The following is an 18,300-nucleotide window of genomic DNA, read 5'->3' as shown; positions in this document are numbered from 1 at the left end:
AGCCACTAGAGTCGGTCGCCTAGTTCCCGCTAGAGCCGAGCCCTGAGTTCTTCCCGCCCTGGGAGGAGCCCAAGGCTTCGGTGCTCTACTACAAGCGTAACGGGCGCGAATGACAAGTCTGTAGTTCGCCTGCGGATCAAATCAGACGGCATGGAGTCATGGACGGCTAGGCGCTCAATCTCCCATGTTTTCGCCCATGACCTCAGCCTGCTTGAGGATGAGCTCGGTGGCCGACTGCGCCTTGTCTGGTGGGTATCCATGGCGAAGGAGCAGCACCTTGATGGTGCTTCGCATCTTGGCGCGGACCTGTTCTTTCAACGACCAGTCGGTCTTTGCGTCGCGGCGGACAATTTTCGTCAGGTCGAGGGCGATAGCTCGCAAGGTATCGTCCTTCATCGCCTCGACGGCCGCTTCGTTGGAGCGCAGAGCGTCGTAGAAGGCGAGTTCCTCCTCGGTGAGCCCGGTGGCTTCGCCGCGCGCATGTTCGGCCTTGAGCGTCTGCGCCAGCTTGACCAACTCTGCCACGACGGCGGCGGTATCCAGACTGCGGTTCTGGTATCGCATGAGGGACTCATTGAGCATCGCGGAGAACTCGCGACCCTTGACGACGTTGCGCTTGGCGACGGTCTTGATCTCGCTGGCGAGGAGGCGCTTGAGGGCCTCCATCTGAAGATTGGGGTGCGTGGAATTCGTGATCTTCTCGACGAAAGCGTCGTCAATGAGTGAGATGTTCGGGTTGGCGACGCCCGCCTCGGCGTAGATGTCGATCATGCCGGTGCCGGTCATGCTCTCCGAGACGATCTGGCCGATTGCGGTGTCCAGTTCGGCGTCGGCGTCGCCGGCCCCCCGGCCCGCGTTCTCGATCTTGCTGATGGCGGTGCGGATGGCGTCGAAGTAGGCCACATCGTCGCGGATCGACGTCGCAGCCTCCGAAGCCGGTGCCATGGCAAACCACGATCGCAGGCGCTTGGTGTGGGCCAGGAAGCGTTGCTTGATGGTCATCGGCGTGGAACCCTGCTCGTCCTGGATGTCCTCGTCGGCGGGGTTCTCGACGTGATCCTCCTCCAGCAGCCACTCGGTGCCGGCCATGACGGCGTTGATGTACGCCCTGGCGGATGTGTCGGCCAACAGCGGACGCCACTCGAACCCGTGAAGGATGGAGCAGACGATGTCGTGCTCCTTGAGCATCTCCGGGATCGCGGTCCTCTCGATCTCCGCCCCGACGTTCTCGTTGTCCTGGTCCCGCTTGGTGTAATCGCCCAGCGCGCCGCGCAGGTCCTCGGCGATACCGATGTAGTCGACAATGAGCCCGGCCGGCTTGTCCTTGAAGGTGCGATTCACCCGGGTGATGGCCTGCATGAGGGGCACCCCGGCCATGGGCTTGTCGACGTACATCGTCGTCATCGACGGGGAGTCGAACCCGGTGAGCCACATGTCCCGCACGATGAGCATGTCGAGCGGGTCGTCGGGGTCGGACGCCCGCTTCTTCAGGGCTCGGGTCTGTTCCTTGGTGCGCAGGTGCTCCTGCCAGGCTGGGTCGTCGGACGCCGATCCGCTCATGATGACCTTCATCCGGCCCTTGGAGTCGTCCTCGGAGTACCAGTCGGCGCGGAGGGCCCTGATCTTGTCGTGCAGGGCGACTGCGATGCGCCGGGACATGGTGACGACCATGCACTTGGCCTGCGGCATGACCTCCTTGCGCTTCTCCCAGTGCGCCACGATGTCGCCGGCCAACTCCTCGAGCCGCTCGTCGGCTCCGACGATGGCCTCGACGCGGGACCACTTCGATTTCAGACGCTCCTGGGCTTCTTCCTCGGTGCCTGAGACGGCTTGGGCGAATGCGCCGTCGATCTGGGCGAGGGCGTCCTCGGGTAGCCGCACCTTGGCCAGGCGGGCCTCGTAGAACACCTTGACTGTCGCTCCGTCCTCGACGGCCTGCGTGAGGTCGTAGGTGTCGATGACCGAGCCGAACACGGCGGTGGTCGAGCGGTCCTTGGCTTCGATGGGTGTGCCCGTGAACCCAATGAAGGTCGCATTCGGCAGACCGTCGCGAAGGTGGCGGGCGAACCCGTCGATGAAGTCGTAGTTGGAGCGGTGGGCCTCATCGACCATGACGACGACGTTGGTCCGGTCGGACAGCAGGGGGAAGGCTTTGCCCGCCTCGCGTTCGTCCTTGGTTAGGCCGAACTTCTGGATGGTGGTGAAGATGATGCCGCCCGACTGACGCCCCTGGAGGAGGTCCTTGAGGTGCTGACGGGTGTCGGCCTGCACCGGGGGCTCGGGTAGTGGGGCGCCCGGCTTGGTAGCGGCGAAGGTCTCCTCGAACAGCTGGTCGTCCAGGTCATTGCGGTCGGTGAGTACCACCAAGGTGGGGTTCTCCATGGCCGGATGACGCATGAGACGCCCGGCATACCACGCCATTTCGAAGGATTTCCCGGAGCCCTGGGTGTGCCAGACGATGCCCGCACGGCCATCACCTTCCATGGCCTCGACCGTCTCGGTCACGGCTTTCGTCACGGCCCAGTACTGGTGGTATTTGGCCCCGATCTTGACGGCTTGTTCGCCCTCACCCTTGACGGCGATGAAGTTGCGTACCCAGTCAAGGAACACCTCGGGGCGAAGGAATCCGGCAATGACGGTCTCGATTTCCGGCTTGTACTTGGGGGCCAGATTCTGCCCGTCAATGGTCTTCCACGCTTGGAAGTGATTGCTCGGGGCGGTGACGGTGCCCAAGCGTGCAAGGAATCCGTCCGAGACGATGACGGCTTGGTTCCATGTGAAGAGCGCGGGGATCTGCTTCTTGTATGTCTGGACCTGCTGGTACGCCCCATGCACAGTGGCGTCCTCGTCCTCGGGCTTCTTCAACTCGAACAGCCCCATCGGCAGGCCATTGACGAACAGGACGACGTCGGGGCGCCGCTCCTTCTTGCCCACCACCGTGAACTGATTGACGGCTAGCAGGTCGTTGGCTCGGGGATTGGTCCAGTCGACCAGACGGACCCGCACGTTGCGCAGAGTGCCGTCCGCGTCGCGGTACTCGACCGGCACCCCAAAGACGAGGAGTTGGTAGGCGCGCCAGTTCTCCGTCCCGATCACTGTGGCATCCGGGCGCAGCGCCGTCTTGACCGCCTCGTCCACGGCCTCCGCCGGCAAGAGCGGATTGAGGGTTTCGATCGCATCGCGGAGCCGATTGACAAGCACGACCTCGCGGTAGTCGTCACGCTCTGCCCCCGGTGTTCCCGGGGCGATGTCGGGACCGTGGGCGACCTGCCAGCCCTCGGCGGCCAGCATGTCAAGCACCCAGTCCTCCAGGCTGGACTCAGCGATGGTCACGGCACACTCCCTTCGATCTCGGAGACGCGCACCTTGCCAGACATGAGCAGGGGGAGCAGCTCGTCGCGCTGCCGGATCAAGTTGTCCGCCTCTGACTGAAGTTCTGCTGCGGCGCGTAGTAGCGGTGAGACACTTTCGTGCAAGAGCTGCCTCCAATCATGCTCAGGCCACTTGAGTTGCATCATACGGAACTCTCGCTTGGAGATTTCCGGAAATGTGCTGCCTTTGGCGGCAACGGATTGGAAATCCAACCGCCGACGACGCATCTCGAAATAGAGCCACTCATTGTCAATGGGATCGATTCCATTGACCACGATGAACCCTTGGTTCACGGCTGTCGGAACCATGGCAAGTGCAAACTCCCCCACAGTTGCTCGCGACGTCATCAGGATCGAGCCAACTGATCTCAATGGACTCGTGCACTTAGCCAGACCCGCATCGGATAGTTTCCGTGGAGTATCGAAGAGGAAAGGCGAAGGCAGGGCCGTGATGTCCTTCGGAGTCGCCCAGGGATGCTCCTCGCCCCAGAGGGACTGGTCCTTCGTCGACGGCGTGCTGCCCCCGCCGACAGTGCAGACTTCACCGAAGGTTCGGACGCTGCCATCGCATTGCTCCGCCAGGGCCGCAGCGTAGGCGGTCGCCGCCTCGTGCAGGTTCGAAACAAGTCGTCGGTTCGTCTCGATGAGATCATCGAAGGCTCCGAGCACGCCTGCGATGCGCTGCTGCTCGGGGAGTGCCGGTAACGTGACGGGGAGCGCCCCGAGGATAGAGGTGTTGAGATTGAGCATGGTCGCGCCAACCGCGTGGCTTATCAGCCAATCGTGAATTCGGGGCTGAGCGAGCCAGTACGAGAGCCAGCGGCTGTTGACTTCACGTGATGGCCGGATGAGCAGGCAACCCGTGCCGCAGAGCCAGCCGGTTTCCGCGTCGGTCACTAACGCTCGGCGGGTAATGTCGCCGCGCCGCGAGTAGACGATATCGCCCTCTCTTACCTTGTGGCGCGAGAGCGAGTCGGCCTTCTCGGATGACGTTCGCATGATCCCTTGCTCCACCACGAAGCCATCCCCGAGGTTGGTGGGCATGATCACGGGAACACCGTCCGACGCGTAGTCAGACATGTGCAACTGAGAGCCGAAGGGACCCGTTTGGATGAAGCCGTCCGGAGCGCACACTTCGCTGAGCGTTGTCTCGCAGGTCTGGCGGCTCACGCGCTTGCCTCCAGCGCGTTGAGCGCAGCGTCCACCTTGGCTTGCAGGTCGGCACGCGCGGCGAATCCCACCCGAATCTCCTCACTCAGCCGCGCGATCTTCTCCTCGACTGGCACGCCGTCGTCCTCGACCTCTTCGACCCCGACGTAGCGTCCCGGGCTCAACGCATATCCGGCGTCGGCCACCGCCCGCGTCGTGACGGAAGCACAGAATCCGGGAACGTCCTTGTATGCCGGGAGCTGCGGGTCGCCCCGCCACGCGTTGTACGTGTCCGCGATCGAGGCGGTGTCTTCGGGCGAGAGGTTTCGCTGGGTGCGGCTTTCCATGTAGCCGACGTTGCGGGCGTCGATGAACAGCACCTCACCGTGTCGGTCTCGCTGCCGGTCCTCGGTTCGCACCCTCCTGGCCGACTTGTCCTTGGTGAGGAACCACACCGAGACCGGGATCTGCACCGAATAGAACAACTGCGAGGGTAGGGCCACGATGCACTCCACGACGTCGTCCTCGACCATCTGCTTGCGTATCTCGCCCTGATTGGACGAGTTCACTGTCAGCGAGCCGTTGGCCAGGACCACGGCCATCGTCCCGGTCGGGGACAAGTGGTACAGCATGTGCTGGAGCCAGGCATAGTTGGCGTTGCCCGCAGGGGGCACTCCGTAGACCCACCGCTTGTCGTCGGTGAGGCGCTCCCCGCCCCACTCGGACACGTTGAACGGCGGGTTGGCCAGGATGAAGTCGGCCCGCAGGTCGGGGTGCTTGTCGTCGGTGAAGGAGTCGCCCCAGACCGGCCCGAGGTTGGCCTCGATGCCTCGGATCGCGAGGTTCATCTGGGCCAGCCGCCACGTCGTCGGGTTCATCTCCTGCCCGTAGACCGACAGGTCATCGCGGTGGCCAGCGTGGGCTTCCACGAACTTGTCCGCTTGGACGAACATGCCACCGGAACCGCAGCACGGGTCATAGATGCGGCCCCGGTAGGGACGAATCATCTCGGTGAGCAGGGAGACGACCGATCGCGGCGTGTAGAACTCCCCGCCGCTCTTGCCCTCGTCGGAGGCATAGCGCCCCAGCAGGTACTCGTATACCCGGCCCAGGACGTCCTCGTCCTTGTGCTCCTCGTCAGCCAGATCACTGCGCGAGAAGGTGTCGATGAGCCCACCGAGCATCGTCGGCGACAACTCACGCCGATTGAAGTTCTTCGGCAGGATGCCCTTGAGCGAGTCATTCTCCCGCTCGATCGCCTCCATGGCATCGTTGATGATCTGGCCGATCTCGGGCTGTTTGCCCGCCTTGCGCAGGTCGTCCCAGCGATGCCCCTCCGGCACCCAGAAGACACCTTCGGCGGTGTAGGAGTCGCGGTCCTCCAGCATCATCGTCCGCGCCTCCTCGGAGGGCAGGTACATCTCGGAGGAGGGATCGCTGTACTGCTCCTTGAGCTGGGCTCGGCGCACCTCGAACTTGTCCGAAACGTACTTGAGGAAGAGCAACCCCAGGACTATGTGCTTGTACTCGGCGGCGTCCATGTTGGACCGCAGCCGGTTCGCCGCATCCCACAGGGAGGCCTCGAGCCCGAGCGTGGAGGAATTGGTACTGCGTGACGCCATGAGATGCTCGTTTCGATCGCGGTTGTCTGGTGCTGATGTTAGGGCGCCGCCACGACGCTTTCCGCCCGACCCACAGGCGCCGCGATGGCTGCAATGTGGCACTTCTCCGAGCCCCCGAGCCCCGCATGCCTCTTCCCAGACGGTTTCTGCCACATTGCGTCACGAGGCAGGGGCGGTCGGACACGACCATCGCTACGACCCACGGTGCCGGAGAAGGGACTTGAACCCTCACGCCTTGCGGCACAGGAACCTAAATCCTGCGTGTCTGCCAGTTCCACCACTCCGGCCGGTCGCCGACCCGCACCGACGCGGCCCGACGGACGGCGATCCTACCGTCACCCGGCGATGCCGAGCTCCCGGGCCAGCTTGTCGACGTGCCCCTTGGCGCGCACGTTGTACTGTGCCACCTGGACGGTGGCGACGCCGTCCTCGGCCACGTCGACGACGAAGGTCGAGCGGATGACCCCGACGATCTCCTTGCCGTAGACGTTCTTGGGGCCGTAGGTGCCCCAGGCGGTCATGACGGCGCGGTCGGCGTCCGACAGCAGGGTGACCCGCAACTGCTCCTTGTCGACGAACCGTCGCAGCTTGGCGACGGGGTCGGGGGAGATCCCCAGGACGAGGTACCCGGCGTCGGTGAACTCGTCGAGGTGGGAGGTGAAGTCGACCGCCTGGGTGGTGCAGCCGGGGGTGAGCGCGGCGGGGTAGAAGTAGACGACGACCTTGCGGCCGCGCAGGTCCGACAGCCTCACCGTCGAGCCGTCGGCAGCGGGCAGGGAGAAGTCGGGGGCTGACGATCCGGGATCCAGGCGCGTGCTCATGGGGCCCACGGTATAGGCTGAGAGCATGTCGGGGCGGATCCTCCGCCCCCTCGTGGGCACCACCCACCGCCGAACCACCCGCTTGACCGAACAGGGGGCCCAGATGGCCAACAAGCCCAAGGACACGCGCACCGCCGAGCAGATCCGCCGGGACCTCGACGCCGCCCGATCGCGCGTCGCGTCGACCATCGAGGACGCCACCGAGCAGTTCCATCCCAAGACCCTCAAGAACGACGCCGTCAACGGTGCCAAGGCCTTCGCCCAGACCGAGTTCGACCAGGCGAAGTCGCAGGTCAAGGACGACGACGGCTGGCGGATCGACCGCATCGTCATCGCCGGCGGGGCGCTCGTCGCCGGGATCGTCGCCCTCGCGACCCTGCGCGCGATCGTCGGCCGGGCCACCGGCCAGACCGCTCGCCGCAAGCTCGAGAAGGTGCAGCTGGCCGAGGCCAGGGCCGCCGCCAAGCAGGCCAAGGCGCTGCGCAAGGTCGAGGCCAAGCTCGTCAAGCGCAGCCGTCGCAAGGGTGGCGGGGCGCTCATCGACCTGGCCCATGATGACGCCAAGGTCAGCGGTCTGGCCCAGGCCATGCTCAAGCAGGCCGCGACCCTGCGTGCCGAGGCCGCCTCCGAGCGTGCCCAGGGGGTCTGATAGCGTTCCACTGCCCGGTGCGCGGGTCCGCCCCGGCACATGGCTTGAGCCCCGTCGACAGCGTGGTCGGCGGGGCTCGTTCGTGTCCGGATCGGCGGTGGTGGTGCCGGGCTGGTGGTGCCGGGCCGGAACCCGGCACCACGTCAGCTACTTGACGCCGCCCGCCGCCAGACCCTCGACGATCCGGCGCTGGAAGATGAGCACCATGATGACCAGCGGCACCGTCATGATGACGCCGGCGGCCATCTGGGAGCCGAACGGGGTGTTGAACTGCGAGGCCCCGGTGAACTTCGCCAGGAGAACCGTGGCCGGCTGCATCTTCGGGTCGTTGATCATCGTCACGGCGACGAGGAACTCGTTCCACGCCCCGATGAAGACGATGATCGCGGTGGTGAAGATACCCGGTGCGGCCAGCGGAAGGATGATCTTGCGGAAGGCCTGGGCCGGGGTGCAGCCGTCGACCATGCCCGCCTGTTCGAGCTCGTCGGGCATCTCCTTGAAGAAGGTCGTGAGGTTCCACACGGCCAATGGCAGGGAGAACGACAGGTCCGGCACGATCATCGCCTGGTAGGTGTTGATCCAGTGCCAGGACGAGAAGTTCTTGAGCAGCGGGACGATGATCGCCACGAGCGGGAACATCGACGTCGCGATGACGAGCATGAGGAACCCGGCCTTCCCCCGGAATTCGAGCCGAGCCAGGGCGTACGAGGCGAAGGTGGCGATGAGCAGGGCGATGATGGTCACCGAGATCGACACGATGGTCGAGTTGAGCAGGCCACGCAGGAAGTTGTTGCCGGGGGCGAAGACGGCCTGGTAGTTCTGCAGCGAGGTGTGGCGGGGCCACCAGGTGTTCTCGAAGATCTCGGTGTCCGGTCGCAGCGAGGAGACGATCATCCAGTAGAAGGGCGCCAGGCAGTAGATGACGATGAGGACGATGCCGATGATCGGCATGACCTTGCCCCATCCGCCGCGGCTCCGGTGAGTGGTGGCCGAGGTGGTGCTCATGACTGGGCTCCCTTCCCGTCGGCGCGACGTCCGGCCGCGCGGCGTTCACGTCGGGTCGTCGGACTTCCTCCGGTGACGAAGGTCGACGCCTTGAGCTTGCGACGACGCTCCTTGGGCCCCGCCCCGGTGAGGTCGGCGCCGAGGATCTTGATGAACGCGGCGACGACGATGAAGACGTAGAGGAAGAGGATGAGGGCGTACGCCGCCGCCGACCCGTAGCGCAGGTTGGAGGCCTCGTCCTGGACGAGCATGGACAGCGTCTCCACCGACCCCTTCCGCGGGCCGACGAGGATGTACGGCAGGTCGAACATGCGCAGGGCGTCGAGGGTGCGGAAGAGCACCGCGACGACGAGGGCCGGCTTGACCAGCGGCAGGGTGATCGCCGTGAACCGTCTCCACACCGATGCCCCGTCGACCTTGGCCGCCTCGTAGACCTCCGCGGGAATGACCTGCAGCCCGGCGAGGGTGAGCAGACCGATGTACGGCGCCGTCTTCCACACGTCGGCGATGATGATCGCCCACTTGGCGCTCCAGTTGCCCGAGGCCCACATGATCTGCTGACCGAGGATGGCGTTGGCGACGCCGTTCTGGTTGAAGATCCAGCCCCAGAGGATGGCCGACACGGCGGTGGGGATGGCCCATGGCACGAGGATCGCGGCGCGCACGATCCCGCGTCCTGCCATGGCGCGATGCATGATGAGCGCCATGATGACGCCGAGCACCGTCTCCATGACGACGGTGACGACGCCGAAGAGCGTGGTGTTGCCGAACGCCGTCCAGAACCTGGAGCCGTTGCCGGTGAAGATTTCGGTGAAATTGCGCAGGCCGACGAAGGGCTCGGTGTCCGAGACGAATCCGGTGGCCGGGTCGAGGCCGGCCTGGCCGTAGAGGGACTGGCGGATCGACTCGATGACCGGCAGGACGATGACGATCGTGAGGACGAGCAGGGTGGGGGCGATGAGGGCCAGCCCCAGGCGTTCCTGGGCCCGTGCCCTGGACGACCTCCTCCTGGGTGCTGCGACAGAGCTGGACATGATGTGACTTCCTCGCGTGGGGACCAAGGTGTGGGCCGACCACACGGCGTCCCGCAGGGCGAGGGCCGCCACGCCAGTCACGCGCGGCGGGGTCGGTCCGGAGCAGGACGCCGTGGTCGGCGTCAGCGGTGGTGGGCGGCGCGGGCCGAGGCCCGATGGCTCGGTGGCCGCTCCGCCCACCCCGGGATCACTTGATGATCGACTTGAGGGTGTCGGACAGCTTCGTCACCACGGACTGGGCGTCGCCGCCACTCTGGATGGCGGGGTAGATGGCGTCCTGGATGGCTGCCGTGACGTCGCCGTAGTTGACGACGCGCGGACGGCCCTTGGCCTCGTCGAGGGAGGCCTTGAGGGTGGGCAGGTAGGGGAACTTCTTGACGTTGTCGGCCCCGGTGTACAGCGACCCCATGGTCGGGGCGTTGCTCTGGGTGCTCAGGGCGTACTGCTCGGACTCCTTGTTGGTCCACCACTTGACGAACTTGAGGGCCGTGGCCTTGTTCTTGCAGTTCGTCGTGATGCCGCAGTTGTGACCGCCGAGGGTGGCCTGGTACTTCTTGCCGTTGATCGAGGGCAGCGGGGCGACGCCGAACTTGTCGGTGCCGAGCTGCTTGAGGTCGTTGGAGTACTGGTACGGCCACTGCCGGTAGAAGAGGACCTTGCCGGCCTCGAAGGCGTTGCGGCCGTCCTCCTCCTTCCACTCCAGCGCGGCCTTGGGGATGACGTTGTTCTTGAAGGCGTCGATGACGTGCTGGACGGCCTTGACGGTCTCCGGGGAGTCGATGATGACCTTGCCGGAGGAGTCGACGATGTCGCCGCCGAAGGTGTGGATGAACTCCGAGATGTTGCAGGTGAGGCCCTCGTACTTGGCCCACTGGCCGCCGAAGCCGCCGATGCTCGACATGCCCGGCAGCTTGCGGACTGCCTCGATGGCCTTGAGGACGTCGTCCCAGGTGGCCGGGACGTCCTTGATCCCGGCCTTGGCCAGGATGTCCTTGCGGTAGTACATGATCGACGCGTCGGTGGCGTAGGGCATGGCGTAGCGCTTGTCGCGGTAGAGGCCGGTGTCCATGACGCCCTTGATGTAGTCGCTGTCGGTGAACTGGTCGGCGGGCAGCTCGACGACCCAGCGGTTCGCGGCGAACTCGGCGACCCAGACGACGTCGAGGCCGATGACGTCATAGGCAGCCGAGTTGGTCTGGGCGTTGTTGATGAGGGACTGACGCTGCTGGTCGGCCTCCGAGGACAGCTCGATGAGGGTGACCTTCTCGTTGGGGTACTGCTTGTTCCACTCGTCCAGGTGCTTCTGCACCATGCCGCCGGAGAAGTCCTTGCCCTGGACCCAGGAGATGGGGCCGGTCCCGGTGAAGGAGTCGGCCTTGGCACTCGAACTGCTGCTGCCGGTTCCGGTCGATCCGTTGGAGCATGCGGCGAGGGCACCGAGTGCCAAGGCGCCGAGTGAGCCCTGCATGAAAGCGCGGCGGGTAGGGGTCGACATCGTATTTCCTCCTTGAAACGGCGCGGCGCACCGCGCCCCGTTCCCGGGCCGCCACCGTGGTGGACCGGGTGTCACTTTTCACTGGGGCAGACGTTACCGCTGTGCGCAACGTCACGGTGGATGAGGGTCGCCTTCGGGGTGTCGGTGTCGGGATCCGGTCCTCGTTCGGAATCGTAGTCAGGCGGATGTGGCCGGCGTGCACCCGGTGTCAGGCGAGGACGAGTTGGGCCGTCGGCATGTCGGTGACGAGATGGTCGACCAGACCTCCCCGGGCCGCGGCCCGGATCGCCGCGGCCTTGTGTTCCCCCCAGGCGACCGCGACGACGTGCGATATCGCGGGCAGGCGATCGTGGGGGACCGCCATGAGACGGCGGCAGAACTCCGAGTCGACGTGGCGTCCCCGGGCGTCGACGTGGTGTCCGCAGATGTGCCCGACCGCGCCCCGGTCGAGGAAGTCCTGGTGCTCCTCGGGGGAGACGAAGTAGTCGAAGATCGCTCCGTCCTGTCCGGTCGACGTGCTGCCGATCCCGGTGAGGAGGACGTCGGCGTGCGAGGCCATGGTGAGGGTCATGGAGATCGTCGGGTCGTGGCGCAGGGCGATGGCCAGGGACTCGCTGCCGACGAGCAGCGGGGCCGGCATGATGCAGTAGCCACAGGCCAGTCGATCGGCCAACTGGCGACAGATCTCCGGGGCGTCGACGAGGTGGTTGCCCTGGGCGATGCCCCCCATGGCCTGTGCCACGGTGGCCTGACGGCGTCGGGTGTCCACGGCATTGACGACCGCGGAGACCGTGCGGCCGTTCGTCACCGCGATGACGCCGTCGCGTGGCAGGACCTCCAGGAGCACCTCGGCGCCGAGGCTGATGGCTTCCGACGGATCGACGGAGGTGCTTGTCGTCGCGACGCGCGCCGAGGAGAGGTGGAACCTGCGGCACAGCTCCGTCTCGAGTTCCATCGCCCGCTCGACCGGATGGCTCACCGTGATGGTGACGATCCTGCGTCTCCTGGCCTCGTCGAGCAGCCGCGAGATCATCGACCGTGAGTAGCCGATCTCCGCGGCGATCTGGGCCTGGCCGAGTCCATCGATCCAGTAGCGGCGGGCCACCTCGATGAGGAGCTTGATGTGGTCGCGGTCATCCATGGAGATTCACAAACGTGAGAGTTGTGATGGCAGATGGCGGAATCATGGGGTCATTCTAGCAATCCATGGTCGACAGGATGTCTGTCGGCTCACATATGTGAAGACGAGCGCTTGTTCCGGGGTGCTGTCGCGAGATGACATGGGGTCACCAGGCACTCCAAGGAAGGAACTGACATGGCCATCGTTCGCACCATCAACGGGGATGTGGCACCCGAGACCCTCGGCGTCGTCAACGCCCACGACCACCTCATCCGCGTCGGCGCCGGCGAGGTGTACATCGACCCGGACCATCTGCTCGACGACGTCGACAAGGCCGCCACCGAGGCCGGTTACTTCGTCGAGGCGTCCAAGCGCTGGGCCGACGGCGGGACCATCATCGACATGTGCCCGGCCTCCTCCGGACGCGGCGTCCTCAAGACCCTCCAGGTCGTCGAGAAGACCCCCGGGCTCCAGGTCGTCCAGGCCACCGGCTTCCATCAGCAGAAGGTCTACCTCGAGTGGCGCCAGTCCTGGGTGAACCAGTACTCGATCACCCAGATCGCCGACCTGCTCATCGCCGACATCGTCGAGGGCATCGACCGCTTCGACTACATGGGACCGATCGTCGAGCGCACCGAGGTCAAGGCCGGGGTCATCAAGTGGGCCACCGCGTACGGCAAGATCACCGAGTGGGAGCAGAAGGCCGGCAAGGCCGTCGCCATCGCGTCCAAGGAGACCGGGGCGCCGATCAACACCCACGTCACCGCCGGGACCTGTGGTCCGGAGCAGGCCCGCTTCCTCGTGGCGCAGGGAGTGGCGCCCGAGAAGATCGCCATCGGCCACATCCAGCGCAACTGGGATCCCTGGGTCCAGGAACAGATCGTCAAGCTGGGCTGCTACGTCGAGCTCGACGGCACCAACCGCATCAAGTACGTCCCCGACAACTGCCGGGTCAACCTCCTCAAGGTGCTCGGTGAGAAGGGGTACGGCGCGCAGATCCTCCTCGGCACCGACTCGGGCAAGGCGTCCTACCAGAAGGTCTACGGCTCGGTCTCCGGCATCGACTACGACCCGGCGGTGTTCGCCCCGCGTCTGGTCGAGGACGAGGGCTTCGACCCGGAGTACGTCCAAGACCTCCTGGTACGCAATGCGGCACGATTCTTCGCCTTCGACCCCATCAAGGGCTGAGGACGATGACCGACGCCACATTGCAGTCACGGCCGTCACGGCCGAGGTTGCAGATCGCCCTCGACACCTTCGACCTGCCCAGTGCCCTGGGGCCGCTGCAGAAGGCGGCCGCCGATGTCGACATCATCGAGTGCGGGACGATCCTCGTCCTCAGCGAGGGCTACCACGCCGTGCGTGCCATCCGGGCGCTCTTCCCGGACAAGCCGATCCTCGCCGACGTCCGGATCGCCGAGGCCGGCGCCAAGATCTCCCGGATGACCTTCGAGGCGGGGGCCTCGCTCGTCTCCTGCGTCGCCGGGGCGTCGATGGCCACCATCACCCAGGTGTGCAAGGTCGCCCGGGAGTTCGGTGGCGAGGTCCAGGTGGAACTGGCCGACGAGTGGTACGACCCGGAGCGGGCGCGGGCCTGGCGTGAGGCCGGCGTCCAGCACGTCATCGTCAAGCGCTCGCGGGACCGCGAGGCGGCCGGTGACCTGTCCTGGAAGCCCGACGACCTCGACCGGGTCGACGAGCTCGCCGCGATGGGGTTCACCGTCACCGTCACCGGTGGGGTCAACGCCGCCGACCTGCCGACCTTCGCCGGTCGTCCGGTGGGCATCGTCATCGCCGGCCGCTCCATCGTCCAGGCCGATGACCCTGCTGCGGCCGCCCGGACCCTGCAGGAGGCCATCGACAGGGTGTGGTCACGATGAGCGAGCTCCACCCCGGGATCACCCTGGGCATCTACGAGAAGGCCCTGGCCGGCCACCCCGGGACGCACGAGGAGTGGGCCGAGTTCTTCGCCCAGGTGCCGCAGGGAGGGTTCTCCTTCGTTGACATCTCGGTCGACGAGAGTCCTGAGCGGGAGGCTCGCCTCGGCTGGGACCTGGCCCAGCGCCGCAGCGTCCGTCGGGCCGCCGAGGAGTCCGGGGCGATGATCGGCGGGATCTGCCTGTCGATCCACCGGCGCATCGGGCCGGGCAGCGCCGACCCGGCCGTGCGCCGTCACGCCAGGGAGGTCATGGCAGCCGGGATCGAGCTGTGCTCCGACCTGCACGCCCCCGTCCTGCAGGTCGCCGGCTACTACTGCTACTACGAGAAGCCCCATCCCGACGCCGAGCGGTGGTACCGCGAGATGCTCGTCGACTCCGTCGACGACGCCGCCCGGGAGGGGGTCATCCTGGGGATCGAGAACGTCGACGGGACCGACGTCACCTCGATCACCAAGGCCATGGAGTTCGTGGACGCCGTCGACTCGCCGTATCTGCAGGTCTACCCCGACCTCGGCAACATCGCCGAGCAGGGCCTCGACCCCGTCACCGAGCTCGCCGCCGGACGCGGCCACATGGTCGCCATGCACGCCAAGGACGTGCGGCGGGGAGAACCTCGTCGGGTTCCCATGGGCGAGGGGATCGTCGACTGGGACGCCAGTTTCGCCGTGCTCGCCGATCAGCACTGGGGCGGTCGCCTCATGATCGAGATGTGGAACGACGACGCCCCTGACTCCGCTGCCAGGTCCGCCGCGGCCGGCCGGTTCGTCGCCGAACGAGCCCGCGCCGCCGGTCTGTCCGTCAACTGATTCACCATTCCTGTTCGAAGGAGAACACATCCATGCTGGAAGAACTCAAGGAAGAAGTGTGCCGGGGCAACCTCGCCCTGCCGAAGCACGGCCTCGTCATCTGGACCGGGGGGAACCTGTCCGTCCGGGACCCGGAGACCGGGTACATCGTCATCAAGCCCTCGGGCATGCTCTACGACGGCATGACCCCTGACGACATGGTCGTCGTGGACCCGGAGGGCCGCATCGTCGAGGGGACCCGCGGTCCGTCCTCGGACACGTCCTCGCACCTGTACGTCTACAAGCACCGTCCCGACGTCATGAGCGTCATCCACACCCACTCGACCTTCGCGACCGCGTGGGCGGCCACCGGTCAGCCCATTCCCTGCTGCCTCACGGCAGTGGCCGACGAGTTCGGCGGTCCGATCCCCTGCGGTGCCTACGCTTCCATCGGTACCGAGGAGATCGGTGAGCAGATCATCGAGCACATCGGTGACAGCCCGGCCATCCTCCTGCGGCAGCACGGGGTGTTCACCATCGGTGCGACGATGGAGAAGGCCATCAAGGCAGCGGTCATGGTCGAGGACGTCGCTCGGACCATCACCTTCGCCAAGATCGTGGGACAGATCGAGAGCCTTCCCCAGGCCGACATCGATGCCAACCATGATCGGTACATGATCCGTTACGGCACGAGTGCCGCATCAAGGGGTGTGACGAAATGACCTACGACATCTCGACGATCGGAGAGGGCCAGATCCGCCTCACCTGCTTCAAGGGGGAGCGGCTGTCGTCGGCCCAGGAGCTGCGCATGACGGCTGCCTGCTCCGAGGCGAATGTCGCCGGGCTGTTGAGTCAGCTCGGGCGCCGGACCTCGTGGGCCTCCGTCATGCCTCGCGGAGAGCTGGCGGCGCGGGTCATCAACGAGTTCCGGGGAGTCGGCGTCGACGTCTCCCACGTGTGCATCAAGCCCGAGGGGAGGGTGGCGCTGTACTTCATGGAGCCCGGCGAGTACCCCATGCCCGCACGGGTCACCTACGACCGGCTGCACACCCCCTTCCGTGACGTCCAGATCGACGACCTCGACTGGGAGGCGATGCTCGACACCAAGCTCGTCTTCGTCACCGGCATCACCGCCGCCCTCACCGAGAACACGGCGAAGGTCGTCACGTACTTCGTCGAGCAGGCGCACGAACGCGGCATCAGGATCGCCCTCGACGTCAACTACCGCTCCCTCTTGTGGGAGCCGGAGGATGCGCGGCGGGTCCTCGAGCCGATCGCCCTCAAGTCGGACATCGTGTTCTGCTCCCGGCGTGACGGCCAGGCCGTCTTCGGCATGGAGGGCAACGGCCCGCACGTGTGCCATGCGCTGAGGGAGCGGTTCGGGGTGCGCACGGTCGTGTCGACCGACCAGGTGGACGGGATCTACCTGTCCGACGCCGACCGCGGCGAGTTGGCCTTCGAGGTCGTCCGGGTCCCCATCCTCGACCGGCCTGGCGCTGGCGACTCGTTCGTCGCCGGCACCCTGCACGGGTTCATGTCCGGTGACGTCGTCCAGGGCATCAAGTACGGGCAGCGGACCTCGGCCTACGCCCTCACCCATTACGGCGACCTCACCCACATCTCTCCCAACGAGCTCGACATCCCCACCTCCACCGACATCCTTCGCTGAGGCTCCCGCCGAGGCGTCCCCATCGCGGGTCCGCCCATGGACCCGCGACCAGGACGGAGACCGTCCTCCGCCCGACATCCCCTGCGCGCACCGCTGCGCGTCATGTCCGAAAGTGAGACACCATGTCCACCGCAGTCCCCACCCGTCCCACGGCGATGGAGCAGATCGACTCCCGCCCGCTCACGGGTCATCAGAAATCCCTCATCGGTCTGGCCATCGTCGGGAACATCTCGGAGTTCTTCGACATGTTCCTCATCGGCTTCGTCGTGTCCCTCCTCACCAAGCCCTGGCATCTCACCGGGGTCGAGGCCGGGACCATCCTCGCCTGCTCCGGCCTCGGCACCGTCGTCGGATCGATCCTCTGGGGGTGGCTGGCCGACCGGATCGGCCGGCGCAACACCTTCATGTGGTGCGTCATCATCTTCGTGGCCTTCACCGTCGCCTCGGTGTTCACCCCTGACCGCGGCTGGTTGCTGCTCGCCGTGCTGCGCGTCGGCGTCGGGGTCGGCGTGGGTGGCCTCAACATCACGTCGATCCCGTACGTCCAGGAGTTCGTGCCGGCCAAGCAGCGTGGTCTGCTGTCCGGTCTGGCCTCGGTGTTCATCCCGCTGGGTCTGTTCCTCGGCTCCCTGGCCCAGAAGGGCTTCTCCGACAACTGGCGAGGGCTCATCGCGCTCGGCGCCATCCCGATCCTCCTCGTGTTCTGGATCCGCATGGTGCCGGAGTCCCCGCGGTTCCTGCAGACCCATGGCCGCCTTGACGACGCTCGCAAGTCCCTAGCCTGGGCCCTCGAGGTGAGCCCCTCGGAGGTCGGCGAGCTGCCGGTCATCGAGAAGGCGGAGCGGGCCTCGTACTCGGTCGTGTTCAGCAGGTACGGCAAGTCCTTGGCCATCGTCACCCTCGGGTCCTTCTGCTTCATCCTCGGGTCGTTCACCGTCCAGTCGTGGGGCCAGACGCTCCTCAAGGACGGGTTCGGTCTGGCGGCCGGCACCGTGGGCACCCTCTTCATGTTCGTGTCGCTGGCCGACCTGCTCGGCCGTCTCGGCTCGGCGTGGCTCGCCGATCACCTCGGTCGGCGCTGGACGATGTTCCTCTTCGGCCTCGTGGGTGCCGTCGGGTGCGTCATCACCGCCCTCACGGCCAAGGAAGGTGGATCCTGGACCCCCTTCTTCATCGGGATCCTCATCACCATGGCCTTCGGTGACGGCGCCTTCGGCATCCTCAACGCCTTCGGTGCCGAGCAGTTCCCCAACGAGGCTCGATCCACCGGGCTCGGTCTGGGCTACGGCATCGGTGCGACGGCCAAGATCTTCGGCCCGGCCCTCATGGGCGCCATGATCGGCGGCACCATGGTCAAGCAGTCGGTGACCCTGCAGGCGGTCCGACCGGCCTTCCTCCTCTTCGCCGGACTGCTCCTGCTCGGCGGCGTCATCTACCTCTTCGCGAGGGAGACGAGGGGGACCGCGCTGGAGGAGATCTGACCGGGTTCGATCGACAGCACCGGGGCTCGTCCGTGAGGGCGGGCCCCGTGGCGTCGTCGGCGGTTGGGGCTCCCTGTCACCGGCACGGCGGTCAGGAGGCGTAGGCGGCCAACGGACCGTCAAGGGTCCAGACCAGTCGACACGGCTTTGACGAGGGAT

At 66.1% G+C, this 18,300-nt stretch carries 15 protein-coding genes and 1 tRNA gene; 7 read left to right on the top strand and 9 right to left on the bottom strand.

The features are described from left to right. Positions 1 to 174: 174 nt before the first annotated feature. The 5 genes from E0E30_RS08605 to E0E30_RS08585 form a co-directional block, all read right to left on the bottom strand. Positions 175 to 3,333 (bottom strand): type I restriction endonuclease subunit R, encoded by a 3,159-nt coding sequence (locus tag E0E30_RS08605; protein ID WP_245306553.1) that lies wholly within the window; start codon positions 3,331 to 3,333, stop codon positions 175 to 177. Continuing rightward, positions 3,330 to 4,541 (bottom strand): restriction endonuclease subunit S, encoded by a 1,212-nt coding sequence (locus E0E30_RS08600; RefSeq protein ID WP_130865915.1) that lies wholly within the window; start codon positions 4,539 to 4,541, stop codon positions 3,330 to 3,332. Before E0E30_RS08600 ends, E0E30_RS08605 begins: the two co-directional genes overlap by 4 nt. Then, on the bottom strand, positions 4,538 to 6,142 hold the full coding sequence (locus tag E0E30_RS08595; RefSeq protein WP_130865914.1) for a class I SAM-dependent DNA methyltransferase: 1,605 nt from the start codon (positions 6,140 to 6,142) through the stop codon (positions 4,538 to 4,540). Before E0E30_RS08595 ends, E0E30_RS08600 begins: the two co-directional genes overlap by 4 nt. Positions 6,143 to 6,347: 205 nt before the next feature. Further along, positions 6,348 to 6,429, bottom strand: a tRNA-Leu gene (locus E0E30_RS08590). Positions 6,430 to 6,477: 48 nt separating this feature from the next. Continuing rightward, the gene (locus tag E0E30_RS08585) at positions 6,478 to 6,963 is read right to left on the bottom strand and encodes a peroxiredoxin (RefSeq protein WP_130865913.1); all 486 of its coding nucleotides are present in this window, start codon (positions 6,961 to 6,963) and stop codon (positions 6,478 to 6,480) included. Positions 6,964 to 7,066: 103 nt separating this feature from the next. On the opposite strand from E0E30_RS08585, the gene E0E30_RS08580 reads away from it, so the two are divergent. After that, the gene (locus E0E30_RS08580) at positions 7,067 to 7,612 is read left to right on the top strand and encodes a DUF3618 domain-containing protein (RefSeq protein WP_130865912.1); all 546 of its coding nucleotides are present in this window, start codon (positions 7,067 to 7,069) and stop codon (positions 7,610 to 7,612) included. A gap of 147 nt (positions 7,613 to 7,759) precedes the next feature. Here E0E30_RS08580 and E0E30_RS08575 read toward each other — a convergent pair whose 3' ends face one another. The 4 genes from E0E30_RS08575 to E0E30_RS08560 all read right to left on the bottom strand — a co-directional run bounded on the left by E0E30_RS08575 (position 7,760) and on the right by E0E30_RS08560 (position 12,287). Then, positions 7,760 to 8,617, bottom strand: a complete 858-nt coding sequence (locus E0E30_RS08575; protein ID WP_130865911.1) for an ABC transporter permease subunit — start codon at positions 8,615 to 8,617, stop codon at positions 7,760 to 7,762. Beyond that, positions 8,614 to 9,651 (bottom strand): carbohydrate ABC transporter permease, encoded by a 1,038-nt coding sequence (locus tag E0E30_RS08570; RefSeq protein ID WP_130865910.1) that lies wholly within the window; start codon positions 9,649 to 9,651, stop codon positions 8,614 to 8,616. Before E0E30_RS08570 ends, E0E30_RS08575 begins: the two co-directional genes overlap by 4 nt. 187 nt (positions 9,652 to 9,838) lie before the next feature. Continuing rightward, positions 9,839 to 11,146: an ABC transporter substrate-binding protein gene (locus E0E30_RS08565; protein WP_130865909.1), complete on the bottom strand. Its 1,308-nt coding sequence runs from the start codon at positions 11,144 to 11,146 to the stop codon at positions 9,839 to 9,841. A 208-nt stretch (positions 11,147 to 11,354) separates the two neighbouring features. After that, positions 11,355 to 12,287 carry a sugar-binding transcriptional regulator gene (locus E0E30_RS08560; RefSeq protein ID WP_130865908.1) on the bottom strand — a complete coding sequence of 311 codons (933 nt, stop codon included), beginning with the start codon at positions 12,285 to 12,287 and terminating at the stop codon, positions 11,355 to 11,357. A gap of 174 nt (positions 12,288 to 12,461) precedes the next feature. Between E0E30_RS08560 and E0E30_RS08555 the strand changes: the two genes are divergently transcribed. From E0E30_RS08555 to E0E30_RS08530, 6 genes are all read left to right on the top strand, one after another. Further along, positions 12,462 to 13,454, top strand: a complete 993-nt coding sequence (locus E0E30_RS08555; protein WP_130865907.1) for a phosphotriesterase family protein — start codon at positions 12,462 to 12,464, stop codon at positions 13,452 to 13,454. Between the two features lie 5 nt (positions 13,455 to 13,459). Continuing rightward, positions 13,460 to 14,146, top strand: a complete 687-nt coding sequence (locus E0E30_RS08550; RefSeq protein ID WP_130865906.1) for an orotidine 5'-phosphate decarboxylase / HUMPS family protein — start codon at positions 13,460 to 13,462, stop codon at positions 14,144 to 14,146. Continuing rightward, complete coding sequence (locus tag E0E30_RS08545) at positions 14,143 to 15,012, top strand: L-ribulose-5-phosphate 3-epimerase (RefSeq protein WP_130865905.1); 870 nt, start codon at positions 14,143 to 14,145, stop codon at positions 15,010 to 15,012. Before E0E30_RS08550 ends, E0E30_RS08545 begins: the two co-directional genes overlap by 4 nt. After that, entirely contained in the window at positions 15,012 to 15,713 is a 702-nt protein-coding gene (locus E0E30_RS08540; RefSeq protein ID WP_280953311.1) for an L-ribulose-5-phosphate 4-epimerase, read from the top strand. The genes E0E30_RS08545 and E0E30_RS08540 overlap by 1 nt, the downstream gene beginning before the upstream one ends. Continuing rightward, entirely contained in the window at positions 15,710 to 16,660 is a 951-nt protein-coding gene (locus E0E30_RS08535; protein ID WP_130865903.1) for a sugar kinase, read from the top strand. The genes E0E30_RS08540 and E0E30_RS08535 overlap by 4 nt, the downstream gene beginning before the upstream one ends. A 122-nt stretch (positions 16,661 to 16,782) precedes the next feature. Then, the gene (locus E0E30_RS08530; RefSeq protein ID WP_130865902.1) at positions 16,783 to 18,141 is read left to right on the top strand and encodes an MFS transporter; all 1,359 of its coding nucleotides are present in this window, start codon (positions 16,783 to 16,785) and stop codon (positions 18,139 to 18,141) included. Positions 18,142 to 18,300: the final 159 nt, after the last annotated feature.

Source organism: Acidipropionibacterium timonense (assembly GCF_900605005.1).
Classification (GTDB): Bacteria; Actinomycetota; Actinomycetes; order Propionibacteriales; family Propionibacteriaceae; genus Cutibacterium; species Cutibacterium timonense.
Note: the sequence above shows the minus strand (reverse complement) of the source record. Positions and strands in the feature narration are given on the sequence as shown.